Raw genomic sequence first — 14,507 nt, 5'->3', positions numbered from 1 at the left:
CTTACTTGGCCGCCGTCTGCAAGGCTTGCTGGTAGTCGGGTTTCGAATAGCCGGCAAAGTGTTTATTCGTGATGTCGAGGAATTCGCGCGAGCGGTAGGCGGCCGCCAGGTCTTTTGCGAACTGCTTGTCCTTGTCCGCCGTGCGCACGGCCACCAGGTTGATGTAGTTGGGCGAGATTTTCTCGGCCACCAGCGCGTCCGTCAGTTTCAGCCCCGACGCCAGCGCGTAATTGCCGTTGATGAAGGAGTAGTCGGTGTCGCCCAGCGAGCGTGGCAGCTGCGCCGCTTCCAGCGGCAGCAGCTTGATTTTCCTGGTGTTGACGGCGATATCCTTTTCCGATGCGCGCACGGGGTCGAAGCTGGCGCGCAGCTTGATCCAGCCCAGCTGGTCGAGCAGCACCAGCGCGCGCGCCTGGTTGGTCGGATCGTTCGGCAAGCCCACCGTCGTGCCTTCCTTCACGTCGTCCAGGGTCTTGTGCTTCTTGCTGTAGATGGCAATCGGCGCCGTGGGGATCGTGATCAGGTCCGTCAGCGCCAGCTTGTGCTCCAGCGCGAATTTCTTCAGGTAGACGATGTGCTGGAAGACGTTGGCGTCCAGCGAACCCTCGGCCAGCGCGAAGTTCGGCTGGATGTAGTCGTTGAATTCCACCAGCTTGACCTTGTAGCCCTGCTTTTCCAGGATGGGCTTGATGCCCAGCTTGATCTGGTCCGCGTACGGCCCGGCGCTGGTGCCGATGGTGATGTCCTTCGGGTCCTTGGCGTGGGCGAAGGTGGCCGTCAAGGCCAGGGTCAGGGCGCTGAGGAGGATGCTGCGGCGGGCGATGGTCATGGTGGCTCCTTGGTGGGTGAATTATGAATACGCGGTTGGTTCGGGCACCGTGCCGGTCAAGGCAAAGCGTCCCAGGTCGCGCAGCTTGTAGTCGATGGGGTCGTGCAGGGTATGCACGCGCACGTTGCGCCAGAAACGGTCGTAGCCATACTGGGCCGAGGTGGAACGGGCGCCCGTCAGTTCGAACATCTGGCTGCTGATTTCCAGCCCAGCCTTGTGCGCCAGGCACTTGGCTTCGGCCACGGCCACGGCCAGCAAGCCCCGTTCGCGCGCCGTTACCAGCGCGCCCTTGCGGAACACCTTTTCCAGTTCCTGCGCCGCCGCGTCGGCCAGCACTTGCGCGGGACGCAGCAAGAGCCACAGCTGGCCGTAGCGGTGCTGCACCAATGGGTCGTCCGTTGCCTTGGCCACGCCCGAGGCAAACCAGGCTTTCGCCTGCTCGTCCGTGTACCGGCGCGCCGCCTCGAACGCGCCTTCGGCGATGCCCAGATAGAGGTTGGCCATGATCAGTTGCGCGATCTGCGAGCGCACGGTGGCTTGCGGCGTGGCGGCCTGCGCGGGCGCCTGCAGCACCAGTTCGCGCGGCAGGGCGACGCCGTGGAAATGCACATTGCCGCTGTCCGTCTGGCGCTGGCCGAAGGCATCCCAGTCCGCCTGCACGGTGACGCCATCCTGGCGCGTGGGCAGGGCGGCGATCAGCGCCGTTTGCGTGGGCGCATGCCAGGCGGAGACGGTCAGCCAGTCCGATCCCACGGAACCGGAAGAAAAGCTCTTGATGCCGTCGAGGAGGTAGCCGTCGTCGCTGTCGCTGGCCGTGACCCGTTTGTCGAGGGGATTCAAGGCATTGCCCCAGAACAGGCGCTCGTCAACGGTCAAGGCGAGCAGGCGGCGCTGCTGCTGCGCGCTGCCATACAGCTGCAGGCCGGCCAGCTGCAGGTGGTGGAAGCCGAAGACATGCGCCAGTGCGCTGTCGGCCCGCGCCAGGATGCGGATCACCTGGTACACGAGGGGCCACGACGCGCCCTGGCCGCCGAATTCCACGGGGATCGACAAGGTCAGCAAACCCGACTCGCGCAGCCATTCGCGTTCCTGCGCAGCGTGCCCGCCGGCCTGGTCGCGGGCATTGGCCGTTTCAGCCAGGCGCGCGGCCAGCGACGTGGCGATGCTGATGGCGTCCTGCAGGGGTTCCGGCACAGGTGGCTGGGGACGGGCGGCATGGAGAAAAACGCTAGACATGGGTGACATTCCAGAAAGACGATGACGCCGATATTGCACCGCCAGGCACGCGCCGTACACGAAGAAAACCGCGCATGGATATGCGAAAAAAGCCGCGCAAGGAGCGGCGACTTCGCTTGCGGGGCGTCAGGCCTGGATGGTCAAAAAACGCATATCGAAGCGCGAAAGCATTCGTTTTACACGGCTGCTGATGGCGATAGGCTGCAAGCATCCGAGTAACTCCAATCCGACAACGTACAGGGACGGGCATCACATGAGCATCTTGTTATTGGGCGGTAGCCCGCAACTCCCATCGAGTTCCAGCCGTCTGCTGCTGCATATCGGCGAACAGCTGGCGCTGCAGGGCTACAGCTACGCCAAGCTGCATGTGCGCGACTTGCCGGCACATGCCTTGCTGCTGGCCGACTACGACGACGCGGCGATTGCCCGCGCCGTGCGCGCCGTGGCTGACGCGGACGCCATCGTGATCGCCACGCCCATCTACAAGGCTTCATATACCGGCTTGCTGAAAGCCTTCCTCGACCTGTTGCCGCAAGATGGCCTGGCCGGCAAGCTGGTGCTGCCGCTGGCCACGGGCGGCGGCCATGCCCACACCCTGGCGCTCGACTATGCGCTGCGTCCCGTGCTGCATGCGCTGGGCGCCAAGCAAGTCTTCACCAGCATCTATGCCAATGCGCAGCAGCTGGCGTGGCATGAAGAGCGGGGCCTGAGCCTGGATGCGCCGATTGCTGAACGCGTGCAGGCCGGCATCGAGGAACTCTCCACCGGCCTGTTCGTGCTGCAGGGACAGCGCCCGTCCGCGCCCGCCGATATCCCGTTGCCCGTGCGTTCGCTGCAAGACCAGCCTTACGCGCCCCAGTATCAAGCCGCCTGATTATTCACCGACCAAGGAACTGCCATGACACACCGCCACGCACAACGACTCTCGCGCCGTACCACCCTGGGCCTGCTGTTTGCCGCCGCCGCGGGCGTGATGGCGGCCGGCATGCCGGCCGCGGCGCAGGCGCAGGCCAAGGGGGAGGTCCGCATCGGTTACCAGAAATACGGCACATTGACCTTGCTGAAAGGGCGCGGCACCCTGGAAAAACGCCTGGCAGAGCAGGGCGTGGGCGTGAAATGGACGGAGTTCCCGGCCGGTCCCGTGCTGCTGGAAGGCCTCAACGTGGGCAGCATCGATTTCGGCACCGTGGGCGAGGCGCCGCCGATCTTTGCCCAGGCGGCCGGCGCGAATCTGGTGTATGTCGGCAATGAGCCGGCGTCGCCTGCCAGCGAAGCCATCGTCGTGCCCAAGGGTTCCGGCCTGCGCACCTTGGCCGACTTGAAGGGCAAGAAAATTGCCCTGAACAAGGGTTCGAACGTGCATTACCTGTTATTGAAGGCGCTGGAAAAGGCCGGTGTCGCGTACGCCGACATCCAGCCCGTGTTCCTGCCGCCGGCCGATGCGCGCGCCGCCTTCGAGCGGGGCAGCGTGGACGCGTGGGCCATCTGGGATCCGTTCCTGGCGGCCGCCGAAAAGCAGCTGGGCGCCCGCGTCCTGGCCGATGGCAAGGGCCTGGTGGCGAACTACCAGTTCTACCTGGCTTCGCGCACGTATGCGGAAAAAAATCCCGAGATCCTGCGCATCGTGCTCGACGAGGTGGCCAAGGTCGATGACTGGGGCCGCAACAATCCGGAAGAAGTGGCGACGATCCTCGCCGCGCAGACGGGGCTGGGCAAGGATGTCGTGGCGCTGGCCGCTTCGCGCTATGCGTATGGCGTCAAACCCGTGTCGGTCGACGTCATCGCTTCGCAGCAAAGGGTGGCGGACGCGTTTTCCAGCCTGAAGCTGATTCCGAAACCGATCGTCGTCAAGGACGCGCTGCTGCCGGTGCGCCAGCTGGCCACCAGCACAAAATAAACAAGCAAAGAAACAAGCAAAGGAAAGCACGCCATGTCATTGAATGTCTTCTGGTTCATCCCTACCCACGGCGACAGCCGCTACCTGGGCACGTCGCAGGGCGCGCGCCCCGTCAATGCCGATTATCTGCGCCAGGTGGCCGTGGCCGCCGATACGCTCGGCTACGACGGCGTGCTGCTGCCCACGGGCCGCTCCTGCGAAGACGCGTGGGTGGTGGCGTCGTCGCTGATCAGCGTGACGCAAAAGCTCAAATTCCTCGTGGCCATCCGTCCCGGCCTGTCCACGCCCGGCCTGGCCGTGCGCATGGCGTCCACCTTTGACCGCCTGTCGAATGGGCGCCTCTTGATCAATGTCGTCACGGGCGGTGACCAGGGCGAACTGGAAGCGGACGGCCTGTTTGCCGACCATGCCAAGCGCTATGAAATTTCCGATGAATTCATCAAGGTGTGGCGCGCCACCCTGGCGGGCGAGGGCGGCGCGGCCGGCTACGATTTCGAGGGCAAGCATATCCAGGTAAAGGGCGCGAAAACCCTGTACCCGCCCGTGCAGAAACCGTATCCGCCCCTGTATTTCGGCGGCTCGTCCGAGCCGGCGCATGAACTGGCGGCCGAGCAGATGGACGTGTACCTGACGTGGGGCGAGCCGCCGGCCGCCGTGGCCGAGAAAATCGCCGACATCCGCGCGCGCGCAGCAAAAAAAGGCCGCACAGTCCGGTTTGGCATCCGATTGCACGTGATCGTGCGCGAAACCAACGAGGCGGCCTGGCGCGCGGCCGATGAACTGATCAGTCACCTGGACGATGACATCATCGCCAAGGCGCAGGCGGCCTTCGGCAAGATGGATTCCGTGGGCCAGCAGCGCATGGCGGCCTTGCATGGCGGGCGGCGCGACAAGCTCGAAGTGTCGCCGAATCTCTGGGCCGGCGTGGGCCTGGTGCGCGGCGGCGCGGGCACGGCCCTGGTCGGCGACGGCCCGACCGTGGTGGCGCGCATGCAGGAATACGCGGACCTGGGCATCGATACCTTCATTTTCTCCGGTTATCCGCACCTGGAAGAATCGTACCGCTTCGCCGAACTGGTATTTCCGCTGCTGGGCAAGGGCAAGGCCTTGGGCGAGCAGTCACTGACGGGGCCCTTCGGCGAAGTCATGGCCAGCAATATCGTGCCGGCCGCGCCGCAGAAAAAGGCGGCCTGAGATGGCGGCCGGCTCCATACAACGGGCAGGCGCCGCGCCGTGGCGCAATGCCTTGGCGCCGTGGGCCTTGCCCGTGGCGCTGCTGCTGGCCTGGCAACTGGCGGCGCAGTGGGGCTGGCTGTCGAGCCGCATCCTGCCCGAGCCGTGGGCCGTGGCGAAAGCCTTCTGGCACCTGGCCGTGTCGGGCGAACTGTGGCTGCACCTGAAAACGAGCTTGTGGCGCGCGACGGTCGGTTTCGCCATCGGCGCGGGACTGGGCTTGCTGCTGGGGCTATTGACGGGCAGTTTCCGCCATGCGGAAACACTGCTCGACACGACCCTGCAAATGGTGCGCAACATCCCGGCCCTGGCCCTGATTCCGCTGGTGATCCTGTGGTTCGGCATCGATGAGACGGCCAAGCTGTTTCTGCTGGCCGTCGGCGTGTTCTTTCCCGTCTACCTGAATACCTTCCACGGCATCCGCTCGGCCGACCAGGGCTTGATCGAAATGGCGAAAAGCTATGGCTTGTCCGGCTGGCCCTTGTACCGCGACGTGATCCTGCCGGCCGCCATGCCTTCCATTCTGGTGGGCGTGCGCTTTTCGCTGGGCCTCGTGTGGGTGCTGCTGATCGTCGCCGAAACCATCTCGGCGCAGGCCGGCATCGGCTACATGACCATGAATGCGCGCGAATTTTTGCAAACGGACGTGGTGCTGGTGGGGATACTGCTGTATGCCTTGCTGGGCAAGCTGGCCGATTTGTTCTCGCGCCGGCTGGAGCGCCACTGCCTGCGCTGGAATCCCGCTTACCGCTAATGACGAAAGAAGACACCATGCTGCTTGCCCCCATCCAGATCGAAACGGATTTCCTGTCGCACTTCGTGCAGTACGACCCGGCCAGTGCGCCGCCGCAGGCGAAGATAGCCCCACAGGCTCCCTTGCAGCGGCGTGGCGTACCCTTGGCGCTGACGAACCTGAGCAAATCCTACACCAGTCGCTCCGTGCTGAAAAACGTCGACCTGCAGCTGGAAGCGGGCGAGTTTGTCGCCATCGTGGGGCGCAGCGGCTGCGGCAAGAGTACCTTGCTGCGCTCGATCGCGGGCCTGGAAAGCGTCGATGACGGCAGAATCGCCATCGGCAGCGGCATCGGCGCGCCCGACATCCGCATCATGTTTCAGGAATCGCGTTTGCTGCCGTGGAAGACAGTGCTCGACAACGTGGCTCTGGGCCTGCCCCGTTCCGTCGGTGCGGCGGCCGCTTCGCTGTGGACGGTGGGCCTGGCCGAGCGGGCGGACGACTGGCCGTCGGCCCTGTCGGGAGGGCAGAAACAGCGGGTGGCGCTGGCCCGCGCCCTTGTGCACGAGCCCCAGTTGCTGCTGCTCGACGAGCCGCTCGGGGCGCTGGACGCCCTGACGCGCATCGAGATGCAGCAGCTGATCGAGTCGCTGTGGCTGGCGCGCGGCTTCACGGCCGTGCTGGTGACGCATGACGTGGCCGAGGCCGTGGCCCTGGCCGACCGCGTGCTGCTGATCGAGGATGGGCAGATCACCATGGACGTGCAGGTGGATTTGCCGCGCCCGCGACAGCGCGGCCATGCGGCTTTCGCCGCGCTGGAGCAGGCTATCTTGTCGCGGGTGTTGCAGCCATCTCCGCCAGGACAATAAAGCCGTCACCATCGACGGTTGCCACGATGCGCTCGTAGCTGTCGATGGCCGGGTGGCGCGTGGCCAGCGGATGCGCATGCGTGGCAGTGACGACGATGACCTTCGCACCGGCCGCTTCTCCCGCCTCGATGCCGACGGAGGCATCCTCGAATACCAGGCAGTCAGAGGGCGCAACGCCCAGTTTTTCCGCCGCCAGCAGGTAGCAATCGGGTTTCGGCTTGCCGGCCTTGACGTCTTCCGCCGTCACCATGATGGCGGGGATGGGCATGCCGGCCGCCTTCAGGCGGGCCGTGGCCAGTGCCCTTGGCGCCGAGGTGACGATGGCCCATTGCGCGGGCGGCAGCGACTGCAAGAAGCGCAGCGCGCCGGCGATTTCAATAATTCCTTCCACATCGATGATTTCCGCATCCGTGATGCCCTGCGACTCGCGCTGCGCGTCGACGCCGGGCAAGCGCAGCTTGGCGATGGTGTCGACCGAGCGCGCGCCGTGGATGGTGGGCAGGAAGGCCGCCACGTCGAGGCCCTGGCGCTGCGCCCACGTGCCCCAGATGCGTTCGGCGGCGGCGATGGAATTGATGACGGTGCCGTCCATGTCAAAAAGAAAAGCCCGGTAGCGGCCGGCGGCCGATGGTGTCGGGGATGAAGACGGCGAGGGCAGTGCGGACATGGCTTCCTTCCGGATGATGGGCTGGAAGCCATTGTAACGGCAGTCGATTTTTATTTCACAGGTAGACCGATTCAAACCTGGCCACAGGCGCGCCATCCTTGAGCAGGATCAGGTACTCGCCTTCGAAGCGGTAGCCCGTCACGCTGTTCAAATTGGCCAATACCGCGCTTTCCAGCCGTATCAGGGGCGGCGGGCAGGCCATGCGCGTGCCGGCCAGTTGCGTGAAGCGCAGGACGTTGCCGCTCAAGGTATAGCCGCCCATCACGCGGTTGCAGCCCGTGAAACCATGGACCTTGCCATCGTCGGTGAGGGTGATGCGTACTTCGCGCTCCTGCTGCGGCGCCATCGTCACGTCGGCGCCATCGAGCTGCGTCAGCTTCCAGTAGGTATTCGTCAGGCTGTACATCGGTGTCAGACCGGTGTCCGGCTTGGCGCTGTCGGGCGTGGTGGCGCAGCCGCCGGCCATGGCGATGGCGGCGGCAAGGGGCAGGTAGGTGAGACGATGCGTCAGGCGATGCAGCATGGGGCGCTCCTGTGAGGGGGGAATGCCTGCAGACTAGCAGGTTTTTCGCGCCGGCCGGCGTACGGCAGCGGCGAATGTTTCCATTTTGCCAGTACTGGCATTACACTCATGCTTTCTATTGTTTTAACCTTGATCGGGGAGCCGGGCCGATGCTGCAAGCGCAAGCGCTGGATAATCGACTGGTCGCCACCAGTGCCGACGATGTGCTGGTCGACCGCATCGTGCCCGGCGCGCCGCTGGTGATCGCCTTCGGTTTCGTTTCGTGGACGACGCGTCCCGCCTTCGATTTTTACGGGCGCCTGCGCAAGCTGGAGCAGGCCAGCGGCCAGCATCTGAACAAGATCCTCGTGCGCGATTCGGGCAATGCCTGGTACCACCGCCGCATCGCGGGCCTGGGCAGCCATGTGGATGAAACGGCGCAGGCCCTGCGCGAACTCGTGCGCCGCATCGCGCCCAGTCAAGTCACCACCGTCGGCCAATCCATGGGCGCGTACGCGGCCGTCATGTATGGTTTGCTGTTGGACGCGCAGCAGATCGTCGCCTTCGGGCCGCTGTCCTTCCTCGACGTGCAGCAGGCGCGCTTGTACCATGAGCTGCGCTGGCTGCCCGTGATGGAATCGCTGGCGCAAGACCCGCCGCCGTCTGGCTACTATGACCTGGCGGCCCTGTGCCGCGCCAGGGCGACGGACGATACGCAGCTGCACCTGGTGTTCGGCACGCGGCCTGACGCGGCCAGTGCCGGCGCCAGCGCCAGCGAATCGGTCAACCTCGACGCCATGCACGCGCAGCGCCTGGCCGCCTTCGGCCGCTGCACCCTGCACCCGTTCCCGCAGTCGGGCCACGCGGTGGTGCAGCACCTGATCGACACGAAGCGCATCAACGGCTTGCTGGCCGCATGCATACTCGGTCTCACGCTGGAAGATGAGCCCATGCCGGAGATCGGCGCCGCCTGGCAAGACTGGGTGGCGGAAAACCTGCGTTTGGGCTGCGCCGGCGAGCAGCTGGTGGCGGTGCTGCAGCAGCACGGTTTTTCGCTGGCCAGCAGCATGGCTGCCGTGGATGCGGCCCGCGCCAAGGCCATATGACGCCGCAGTTCGAACTCGACACCCTGAAAATCCGCATCGCCGCGCCTGAACTGGCGGCGCTCGACTTGCGCGTGCGGGTGCAGCGCGCGCTGCGCCAGCTGATACTCGACGGCGTGCTGACGCCCGGCCTGCGCCTGCCGGCCACGCGCGCGCTGGCGCAATCGCTGGGGGTGTCGCGCGATACGGTGGAAATGGCGTATGCGCAGCTGCGCCTCGATGGCTATCTGCGGCGGCGAACGGGATCGGGCAGTTTTGTCTCGCCGACGATAGGCGCGAGCTTGCTGGGCAAGCCTGCGATGACGCTGCCGCCCTTGTCCGCGCAGCCGGTGGCCCTCAGCGCGCGCGGTGCGCAGATTCTCGCCAGTGGCGGCGTGGCCGACCAGCAGAGCGTGAAGGCATTCGCCACGGGCTTGCCGGAAACGCGGGCCTTTCCGCTCGACGTGTGGGAGCGCTTGCGGCGCCAGGCGGCAGGCGAACACCAGGCCGGCATGCTGCTGCACGGCGACCCGCAAGGGGCCGGGCCTTTGCGCCAGGCCATCGCCGACTATGTGAACCTGGAGCGGGGCGCGCGGGCCACGGCCAGCCAGGTGCTGGTGCTGAGCAGCACGCGCCAGGCCCTGTACCTGTGCGCGCAGGTGCTGGCCGACGCGCACGGTCCCATCCTGATGGAAGACCCCGGTTATTTCGGCGCGCGCAAGGCGTTCGAGATGGCGCAATTGCAGGTGATTCCAGTACCCGTCGATACGCATGGCTTGTCCATCGACCACCTGCGCGCGGACCGCAGCGGCGCCAACACGATTTACGTCACGCCATCGCATCAATACCCGACGGGCGCCACCCTGGCGCTCGAGCGCCGGCTGGCCCTGACTGCCTGGGCTGCGGAACGCCGGGGCTGGATCATCGAGGATGATTACGACAGCCAGTTTCACTACGCGGGCTTGCCGACGGCGTGCGTACAGGGGCTGGACACGCAGCAGCGCACGATTTATCTGGGTACCTTCGCCAAGTCGCTGTATCCGGGCCTGCGCATCGGCTACATGGTGCTGCCGCCCGCGCTGGTCAAGCCGATGACCCATGCGCGCAGCATTCTCGATGGCCACACGCCGCAGCTGGACCAGCTGACACTGGCCCGTTTCATCGCCGATGGCCATTTCGCGGCCCATGTGCGCGCCATGCGCAAGGTCTACGCCGTGCGCCGCGATGCGATGGCGCAGGCCGTGCAGCGGCACTTGCCGCACGTCGTCGCGGCGCAGCTGCCGCCGGGCGGCTTGCAGATGCCGTGTCTGCTGCACGAGGGCAGGGACGAGCTGGAGACGATACGCCTGGCGGCGCAGGCGGGCATCGTGCTGCCGGGCCTGAGCCGGCTGTACGCAACGCCGCCCGCGCGGGGCGGCTGGCTGCTGGGCTTTGCCGCACTCACGCCGCACGAGATCGACAGCGGTATCGTCCGCCTGGCCCGCGCGCTGGGGTAAGTATTCAAGTGGTCTGTTATGCATGCGGAAAGTGGCCTGTCCGAGCAGTCCATGCAAACGCTAAGATGCCCCTTTTGAACATCAGGCAAGGGCACACGCATGCACACAAGCTCCACATCATCGGCCGCAACCGGCAACAGGCGCCAGGCGCGCTGGCGCGACCTGGCGTCCCCCGCCATGGCCGCCTTCATTTCCGTCCTCGTCAACTATGGCGGCACCTTCGTGCTGGTGTTCCAGGCAGCCCAGCTAGCCCAGCTGAGCGCGGCGCAGACGGCATCCTGGGTCTGGTCGCTGAGCATCGGCGTGGGCGTGACGGGCATCTGGCTCAGCTACCGCTACCGCGCGCCCATCATCACGGCCTGGTCCACGCCCGGCGTGGCCTTCCTGGCCACCGTCATGCCGCACACGCCGTATGCCGAGGTGATCGGCGCCTACATGATCTCCGCCATCGCCTTCATTGTGCTGGGCATGTCCGGCGCCTTCGAGCGCCTGGTGCGCTTGATTCCTGGCGGCATCGCTGCCGGCTTGCTGGCCGGTATCCTGCTGCAGTTTGGCGTGAATGCGTTTGGCGGCGCCAGCGCCGACCCGCTGCTGGTGGTGGTATTGCTGCTGTCGTATGCCGTGCTGCGCCGTTTCACGGCACGCTTTGCCGTCGTCGGCATCATGCTGATCGGCCTGGTCCTGCTGCTGGCGCAGGGACGCATCGATGCGCAAGGCATAGCACTGGCCCTGGCCGCGCCCGTGTTCGAGATGCCGCGCTTTTCCGTGGCGTCCCTGCTGGGCGTGGCGCTGCCCCTGTTCCTGATCACCCTGACGGGGCAGTACATGCCCGGCATGCTGGTGCTGCGCAATGACGGCTACCAGGTCAGCGCCAATCCCATCCTGACGGTGACGGGGTTCGGTTCGCTGCTCATGGCGCCATTCGGCGCGCACGCCTTCAACGTGGCCGCTATCACGGCCGCCATCTGCACGGGCAAGGATGCGCATGCGGATCCGTCGAAGCGCTATGTCGCGGGGCTGGCGTGCGGCGTGCTGTACATTCTGGTGGGCATCTTCGGCGTCACCCTGGCCAGCCTGTTCATGGTCTTGCCGCGCAGCTTCATCACGGCGCTGGCGGGCCTGGCCCTGCTGGGCGCCATCGGCAACAGCCTGGCGCAGGCGATGGCGGACGTGCGCATGCGCGAAACGGCCTTGATTACTTTCCTGGCGACGGCCGCGAATGTGACCCTGCTGGGCGTGGGCGGCGCCCTGTGGGGGCTGGCTGCCGGACTGGCGGCGCATGGCCTGATGCATGGATGGCGCAAGGCCGCATAGCAAGATAGGTTGCCCGTTTTGCCAGCCGGCGCATACAATTGCTGCGCCCGTGCCCGTTGGCACCGTATTCCGACTTGAGCCGAACGATGCCCGAGATCACTTCCCTGGCGCAGTATCTGCTGGCGATCACGCCCGCCTTCCTCGTTTGCGGCGCCTTGCTGCTGGTGTTGCCGCGTACTGTGCCACGCTCGGTGCCGCTGCTGCGCGTGCTCGTGCACATTTTATTTTTCGTGCTGGCGCGCGATGCGATGACGGCACACGGCTATTGGCAGGTGGCGGCGGGCGGCTTGCGTTTCACGGCGCCGCCGCTGGACTTGCTGGCGCTGGGCGCCATGTCGCTGGGGCTGGTGGCCAGCACATGCTGGCTGGAAAGCGAGGCGCGCCGACAGATCCACTGGTTCGGCATGCGGCCAGCCCTGTCCGTGCTGCTGGGTGTGGCGGGCGCCGGCCTGATCATCGCGCTGGCGACGGGCTTGAAAGCCGTGTTTAACCTGCCCTCGCTGGCGCCCGTCGCGCCATCCGCGCTGCCCTTGCTGCTGGGTTTTGCGCTGGCGGCCAATTGTTATGAGGAATTGCTGTTTCGCGGTTTGCTGCAGCAGCAATTGCGCGCCTGGCTGCCGGCCTGGCGCGCGGCGCTGGTGTCGGGCCTGCTGTTCGGCCTGTGCCACGCCTTCCTCGCCACCACCGTCACGCAGGTGGGCGCGCCCATCCTCGTGTTTACCGTGATCGAAGGCGTGGTGGCGGGGCTGGTATATTGCCGTGCCGGCTTGCTGGGCGCGTCCCTGGTGCATGGGCTGGCCATTTTTGCGCTGGCCGCCGGCTGGGTGTGAATGTTTACTATTTATGAAGAGTGAGAAAGCGATGCCTGTCAGTTCCTACCTGAATACCCGCCCCGTCGTGGGCGAGCGCGTCTACCTGCATGATACGGCGCAAGTGATCGGCGATGTGCAGATCGGCGACGACTGCTCCATCTGGTGCAACAGCGTGCTGCGCGGCGACGTCAACCGCATCGTCATCGGCGAAGGCAGCAATATCCAGGACTTTTCCATGGGCCACGTGTCGCACAGGAATGCGGCCAAGCCCGATGGTTCACCGCTGACCATCGGCAACTACGTGACCATCGGCCACTCCGTGATCTTGCACGGCTGCACCATCGGCGACGAGTGCCTGATCGGCATGGGCAGCATCGTCATGGATGACGTGGTGGTGGAAAAGCACGTGATGCTGGGTGCGGGCAGCCTGGTATCGCCGGGCAAGGTGCTGGAAAGCGGCCATCTGTACGTGGGCCGGCCCGCTGCCAAGGTGCGCGCGCTCACCGAAGCCGAGATCGCCTACCTGCGCTATTCGGCCGAGCATTACGTGCGCGTCAAAAACAATTACCTGGCCGGTGGCGACGGCGCCTGAGCGCTAGCGGTATCAATGCGGCGCAGTTCCGGCCGCGGCGCCAGGTCTTGCGGCAGGCGCAGGCCGGAGACGAGCCTCAGGCGCCGCAAGAGCAGCAGCATCCACCAGCCCGGGTCCCATTCTCCCGGCAGCAGGCCAAGCCTGGCCGAGCCCGGGTACGCGTGATGGTTGTTGTGCCAGCATTCGCCCATGGTCAGCAGCGATGTCAGGCGGATATTCCGGCCTTGCACGGCGGCGCCGTCGACATGAAAGTGCATCTGGCCATGGTTGTGGGCGAAGTAGCCGATCAGCCAGTGACCGAGCACGCCGGCGCTGACCCGCGCGCAGACGCCCCAGCAGACCAGGCCCCAGCCGCCCCAGGCGTAGAACAGCACGGCCCACGGCAGTTGCTGCAGCATCCAGGTTCTTTCCAGAAAACGATAGAAGCGGTCGTGCGCGATGCGCGGCTCGATGGCGATGTGCGGCGGATGGTCGAGGTCGAGGCGGCAGAATAATTGCCACCAGGCATCGCGCCAGAAGCCGGCGCCGTGGCGCAGATACGGGTGGCAAGCGGGCAGGCGCTGCGCATAGTCGCGCAGTTCGTGCTGGCGCAGCAGGCCCAGCGGGCCGCTGAGGCCCACCAGCACGCCCAGGTACACGAGTACATATGCCAGCCATTGCGGGCATGCAAAGCTGTCGTGGATCAGCTTGCGATGGCTGCCCAGCGAATGGCCGAACAGCAGGACGATGGCCGTGCCGCTCACAAACAGCAGCAAGCCGGTCCAGCTGAAATAGAACAGGGCGCCCGTCACGGCGCCGGCCAGCATGGCTATCAGCCACAGCGATTGCAAAGGCGCAAAGCGTACTGCACCTTTCAGCACGCTGTCGGCGTAGGTGGCGCGGGCGCGGTGGCTGGCCAGGCTGGCTGCGGACATCAACCCTTGGGGGCTGACGACGGTTGCGTGTACTTGTCGAAGTTGGTGATGTAGTCGTTGAAGTTGTCGGTCAGCATGCGCTTGTACTGTTCCGTGAAGAACGCCACGGCACCTTCCTTCTCTTCCTGCATCTTGGCCACGTCGTTGCTCTTGCTGGCGACGAGGAAGGCGTTGAAGCGGGCAGCCGCGTACAGCAGCGAGGTGGCGACTTCATTGCCGCCGCTGTGCATGCATTGTTCATTGGCCAGGGCGATGACCTGGTCGGCGCGTTCCCAGAATTCCGGGCCCGGTGCTGGTTTGGTGGTTGGTGTGCTCATAAAAATCCCCATGA

At 65.7% G+C, this 14,507-nt stretch carries 16 protein-coding genes; 10 read left to right on the top strand and 6 right to left on the bottom strand.

Annotated features, from left to right (window positions below):
- Window position 1: 1 nt before the first annotated feature.
- Together IGS58_RS16995 and IGS58_RS16990 are read right to left on the bottom strand one after the other, a co-directional pair.
- The gene (locus IGS58_RS16995; RefSeq protein WP_070259117.1) at window positions 2-829 is read right to left on the bottom strand and encodes a MetQ/NlpA family ABC transporter substrate-binding protein; all 828 of its coding nucleotides are present in this window, start codon (window positions 827-829) and stop codon (window positions 2-4) included.
- 21 nt (window positions 830-850) lie between these two features.
- Complete coding sequence (locus IGS58_RS16990; protein ID WP_211547376.1) at window positions 851-2,065, bottom strand: acyl-CoA dehydrogenase family protein; 1,215 nt, start codon at window positions 2,063-2,065, stop codon at window positions 851-853.
- A gap of 253 nt (window positions 2,066-2,318) precedes the next feature.
- Between IGS58_RS16990 and ssuE the strand changes: the two genes are divergently transcribed.
- Genes ssuE through IGS58_RS16965 form a run of 5 tightly spaced genes read left to right on the top strand, consistent with a single transcriptional unit; the run spans window position 2,319 to window position 6,797 of the window.
- On the top strand, window positions 2,319-2,939 hold the full coding sequence (ssuE, locus tag IGS58_RS16985; RefSeq protein ID WP_230522111.1) for an NADPH-dependent FMN reductase: 621 nt from the start codon (window positions 2,319-2,321) through the stop codon (window positions 2,937-2,939).
- Window positions 2,940-2,963: 24 nt separating this feature from the next.
- Window positions 2,964-3,962, top strand: coding sequence for a sulfonate ABC transporter substrate-binding protein (locus IGS58_RS16980; RefSeq protein ID WP_268989840.1), 999 nt, complete (start codon window positions 2,964-2,966; stop codon window positions 3,960-3,962).
- Between the two features lie 33 nt (window positions 3,963-3,995).
- The gene (gene ssuD, locus IGS58_RS16975) at window positions 3,996-5,156 is read left to right on the top strand and encodes an FMNH2-dependent alkanesulfonate monooxygenase (RefSeq protein WP_230522110.1); all 1,161 of its coding nucleotides are present in this window, start codon (window positions 3,996-3,998) and stop codon (window positions 5,154-5,156) included.
- Window position 5,157: 1 nt separating this feature from the next.
- Entirely contained in the window at window positions 5,158-5,949 is a 792-nt protein-coding gene (ssuC, locus tag IGS58_RS16970) for an aliphatic sulfonate ABC transporter permease SsuC (RefSeq protein ID WP_070259107.1), read from the top strand.
- Window positions 5,950-5,966: 17 nt separating this feature from the next.
- Window positions 5,967-6,797 (top strand): ATP-binding cassette domain-containing protein, encoded by an 831-nt coding sequence (locus IGS58_RS16965; protein WP_070279796.1) that lies wholly within the window; start codon window positions 5,967-5,969, stop codon window positions 6,795-6,797.
- Here the strand turns inward: IGS58_RS16965 and IGS58_RS16960 are convergent.
- Both IGS58_RS16960 and IGS58_RS16955 read right to left on the bottom strand, forming a co-directional pair.
- Entirely contained in the window at window positions 6,754-7,464 is a 711-nt protein-coding gene (locus tag IGS58_RS16960; protein ID WP_034782899.1) for an HAD-IA family hydrolase, read from the bottom strand. The two genes, IGS58_RS16965 and IGS58_RS16960, sit on opposite strands and share 44 nt — an antisense overlap.
- 55 nt (window positions 7,465-7,519) lie before the next feature.
- The gene (locus IGS58_RS16955) at window positions 7,520-7,987 is read right to left on the bottom strand and encodes an META domain-containing protein (protein ID WP_230522109.1); all 468 of its coding nucleotides are present in this window, start codon (window positions 7,985-7,987) and stop codon (window positions 7,520-7,522) included.
- 149 nt (window positions 7,988-8,136) lie between these two features.
- Between IGS58_RS16955 and IGS58_RS16950 the strand changes: the two genes are divergently transcribed.
- From IGS58_RS16950 to IGS58_RS16930, 5 genes are all read left to right on the top strand, one after another.
- The gene (locus IGS58_RS16950) at window positions 8,137-9,072 is read left to right on the top strand and encodes a hypothetical protein (RefSeq protein ID WP_230522108.1); all 936 of its coding nucleotides are present in this window, start codon (window positions 8,137-8,139) and stop codon (window positions 9,070-9,072) included.
- A complete protein-coding gene (gene pdxR, locus IGS58_RS16945) occupies window positions 9,069-10,544 on the top strand; it encodes a MocR-like pyridoxine biosynthesis transcription factor PdxR (RefSeq protein ID WP_230522107.1) in 1,476 nt (491 codons plus the stop codon). Before IGS58_RS16950 ends, pdxR begins: the two co-directional genes overlap by 4 nt.
- Before the next feature lie 177 nt (window positions 10,545-10,721).
- The gene (locus IGS58_RS16940; protein WP_070259289.1) at window positions 10,722-11,858 is read left to right on the top strand and encodes a benzoate/H(+) symporter BenE family transporter; all 1,137 of its coding nucleotides are present in this window, start codon (window positions 10,722-10,724) and stop codon (window positions 11,856-11,858) included.
- Window positions 11,859-11,944: 86 nt separating this feature from the next.
- Window positions 11,945-12,688, top strand: a complete 744-nt coding sequence (locus tag IGS58_RS16935; RefSeq protein ID WP_230522106.1) for a CPBP family intramembrane glutamic endopeptidase — start codon at window positions 11,945-11,947, stop codon at window positions 12,686-12,688.
- A gap of 31 nt (window positions 12,689-12,719) precedes the next feature.
- A complete protein-coding gene (locus tag IGS58_RS16930) occupies window positions 12,720-13,262 on the top strand; it encodes a gamma carbonic anhydrase family protein (RefSeq protein WP_070259099.1) in 543 nt (180 codons plus the stop codon).
- On the opposite strand, the gene IGS58_RS16925 is transcribed toward IGS58_RS16930, so the two are convergent.
- Both IGS58_RS16925 and IGS58_RS16920 read right to left on the bottom strand, forming a co-directional pair.
- Entirely contained in the window at window positions 13,235-14,176 is a 942-nt protein-coding gene (locus tag IGS58_RS16925) for an acyl-CoA desaturase (protein WP_230522105.1), read from the bottom strand. The two genes, IGS58_RS16930 and IGS58_RS16925, sit on opposite strands and share 28 nt — an antisense overlap.
- Window positions 14,176-14,493 carry a DUF3144 domain-containing protein gene (locus tag IGS58_RS16920; RefSeq protein WP_034782889.1) on the bottom strand — a complete coding sequence of 106 codons (318 nt, stop codon included), beginning with the start codon at window positions 14,491-14,493 and terminating at the stop codon, window positions 14,176-14,178. The genes IGS58_RS16925 and IGS58_RS16920 overlap by 1 nt, the downstream gene beginning before the upstream one ends.
- Between the last annotated feature and the right edge of the window lie 14 nt (window positions 14,494-14,507).

It is taken from the genome of Janthinobacterium sp. EB271-G4-7A, from assembly GCF_020858075.1.
GTDB lineage: Bacteria > Pseudomonadota > Gammaproteobacteria > Burkholderiales > Burkholderiaceae_D > Janthinobacterium > Janthinobacterium lividum.
This window is presented reverse-complemented; position numbering and strand designations above follow the sequence as displayed.

What these genes read in the sequence shown, in the direction of transcription:
- IGS58_RS16995 (WP_070259117.1), bottom strand. Translation starts at nt 829, where the DNA reads ATGACCATCGCCCGCCGCAGCATCCTCCTCAGCGCCCTGACCCTGGCC.
- IGS58_RS16990 (WP_211547376.1), bottom strand. Translation starts at nt 2,065, where the DNA reads ATGTCTAGCGTTTTTCTCCATGCCGCCCGTCCCCAGCCACCTGTGCCG.
- ssuE (WP_230522111.1), top strand. Translation starts at nt 2,319, where the DNA reads ATGAGCATCTTGTTATTGGGCGGTAGCCCGCAACTCCCATCGAGTTCC.
- IGS58_RS16980 (WP_268989840.1), top strand. Translation starts at nt 2,964, where the DNA reads ATGACACACCGCCACGCACAACGACTCTCGCGCCGTACCACCCTGGGC.
- ssuD (WP_230522110.1), top strand. Translation starts at nt 3,996, where the DNA reads ATGTCATTGAATGTCTTCTGGTTCATCCCTACCCACGGCGACAGCCGC.
- ssuC (WP_070259107.1), top strand. Translation starts at nt 5,158, where the DNA reads ATGGCGGCCGGCTCCATACAACGGGCAGGCGCCGCGCCGTGGCGCAAT.
- IGS58_RS16965 (WP_070279796.1), top strand. Translation starts at nt 5,967, where the DNA reads ATGCTGCTTGCCCCCATCCAGATCGAAACGGATTTCCTGTCGCACTTC.
- IGS58_RS16960 (WP_034782899.1), bottom strand. Translation starts at nt 7,464, where the DNA reads ATGTCCGCACTGCCCTCGCCGTCTTCATCCCCGACACCATCGGCCGCC.
- IGS58_RS16955 (WP_230522109.1), bottom strand. Translation starts at nt 7,987, where the DNA reads ATGCTGCATCGCCTGACGCATCGTCTCACCTACCTGCCCCTTGCCGCC.
- IGS58_RS16950 (WP_230522108.1), top strand. Translation starts at nt 8,137, where the DNA reads ATGCTGCAAGCGCAAGCGCTGGATAATCGACTGGTCGCCACCAGTGCC.
- pdxR (WP_230522107.1), top strand. Translation starts at nt 9,069, where the DNA reads ATGACGCCGCAGTTCGAACTCGACACCCTGAAAATCCGCATCGCCGCG.
- IGS58_RS16940 (WP_070259289.1), top strand. Translation starts at nt 10,722, where the DNA reads ATGGCCGCCTTCATTTCCGTCCTCGTCAACTATGGCGGCACCTTCGTG.
- IGS58_RS16935 (WP_230522106.1), top strand. Translation starts at nt 11,945, where the DNA reads ATGCCCGAGATCACTTCCCTGGCGCAGTATCTGCTGGCGATCACGCCC.
- IGS58_RS16930 (WP_070259099.1), top strand. Translation starts at nt 12,720, where the DNA reads ATGCCTGTCAGTTCCTACCTGAATACCCGCCCCGTCGTGGGCGAGCGC.
- IGS58_RS16925 (WP_230522105.1), bottom strand. Translation starts at nt 14,176, where the DNA reads ATGTCCGCAGCCAGCCTGGCCAGCCACCGCGCCCGCGCCACCTACGCC.
- IGS58_RS16920 (WP_034782889.1), bottom strand. Translation starts at nt 14,493, where the DNA reads ATGAGCACACCAACCACCAAACCAGCACCGGGCCCGGAATTCTGGGAA.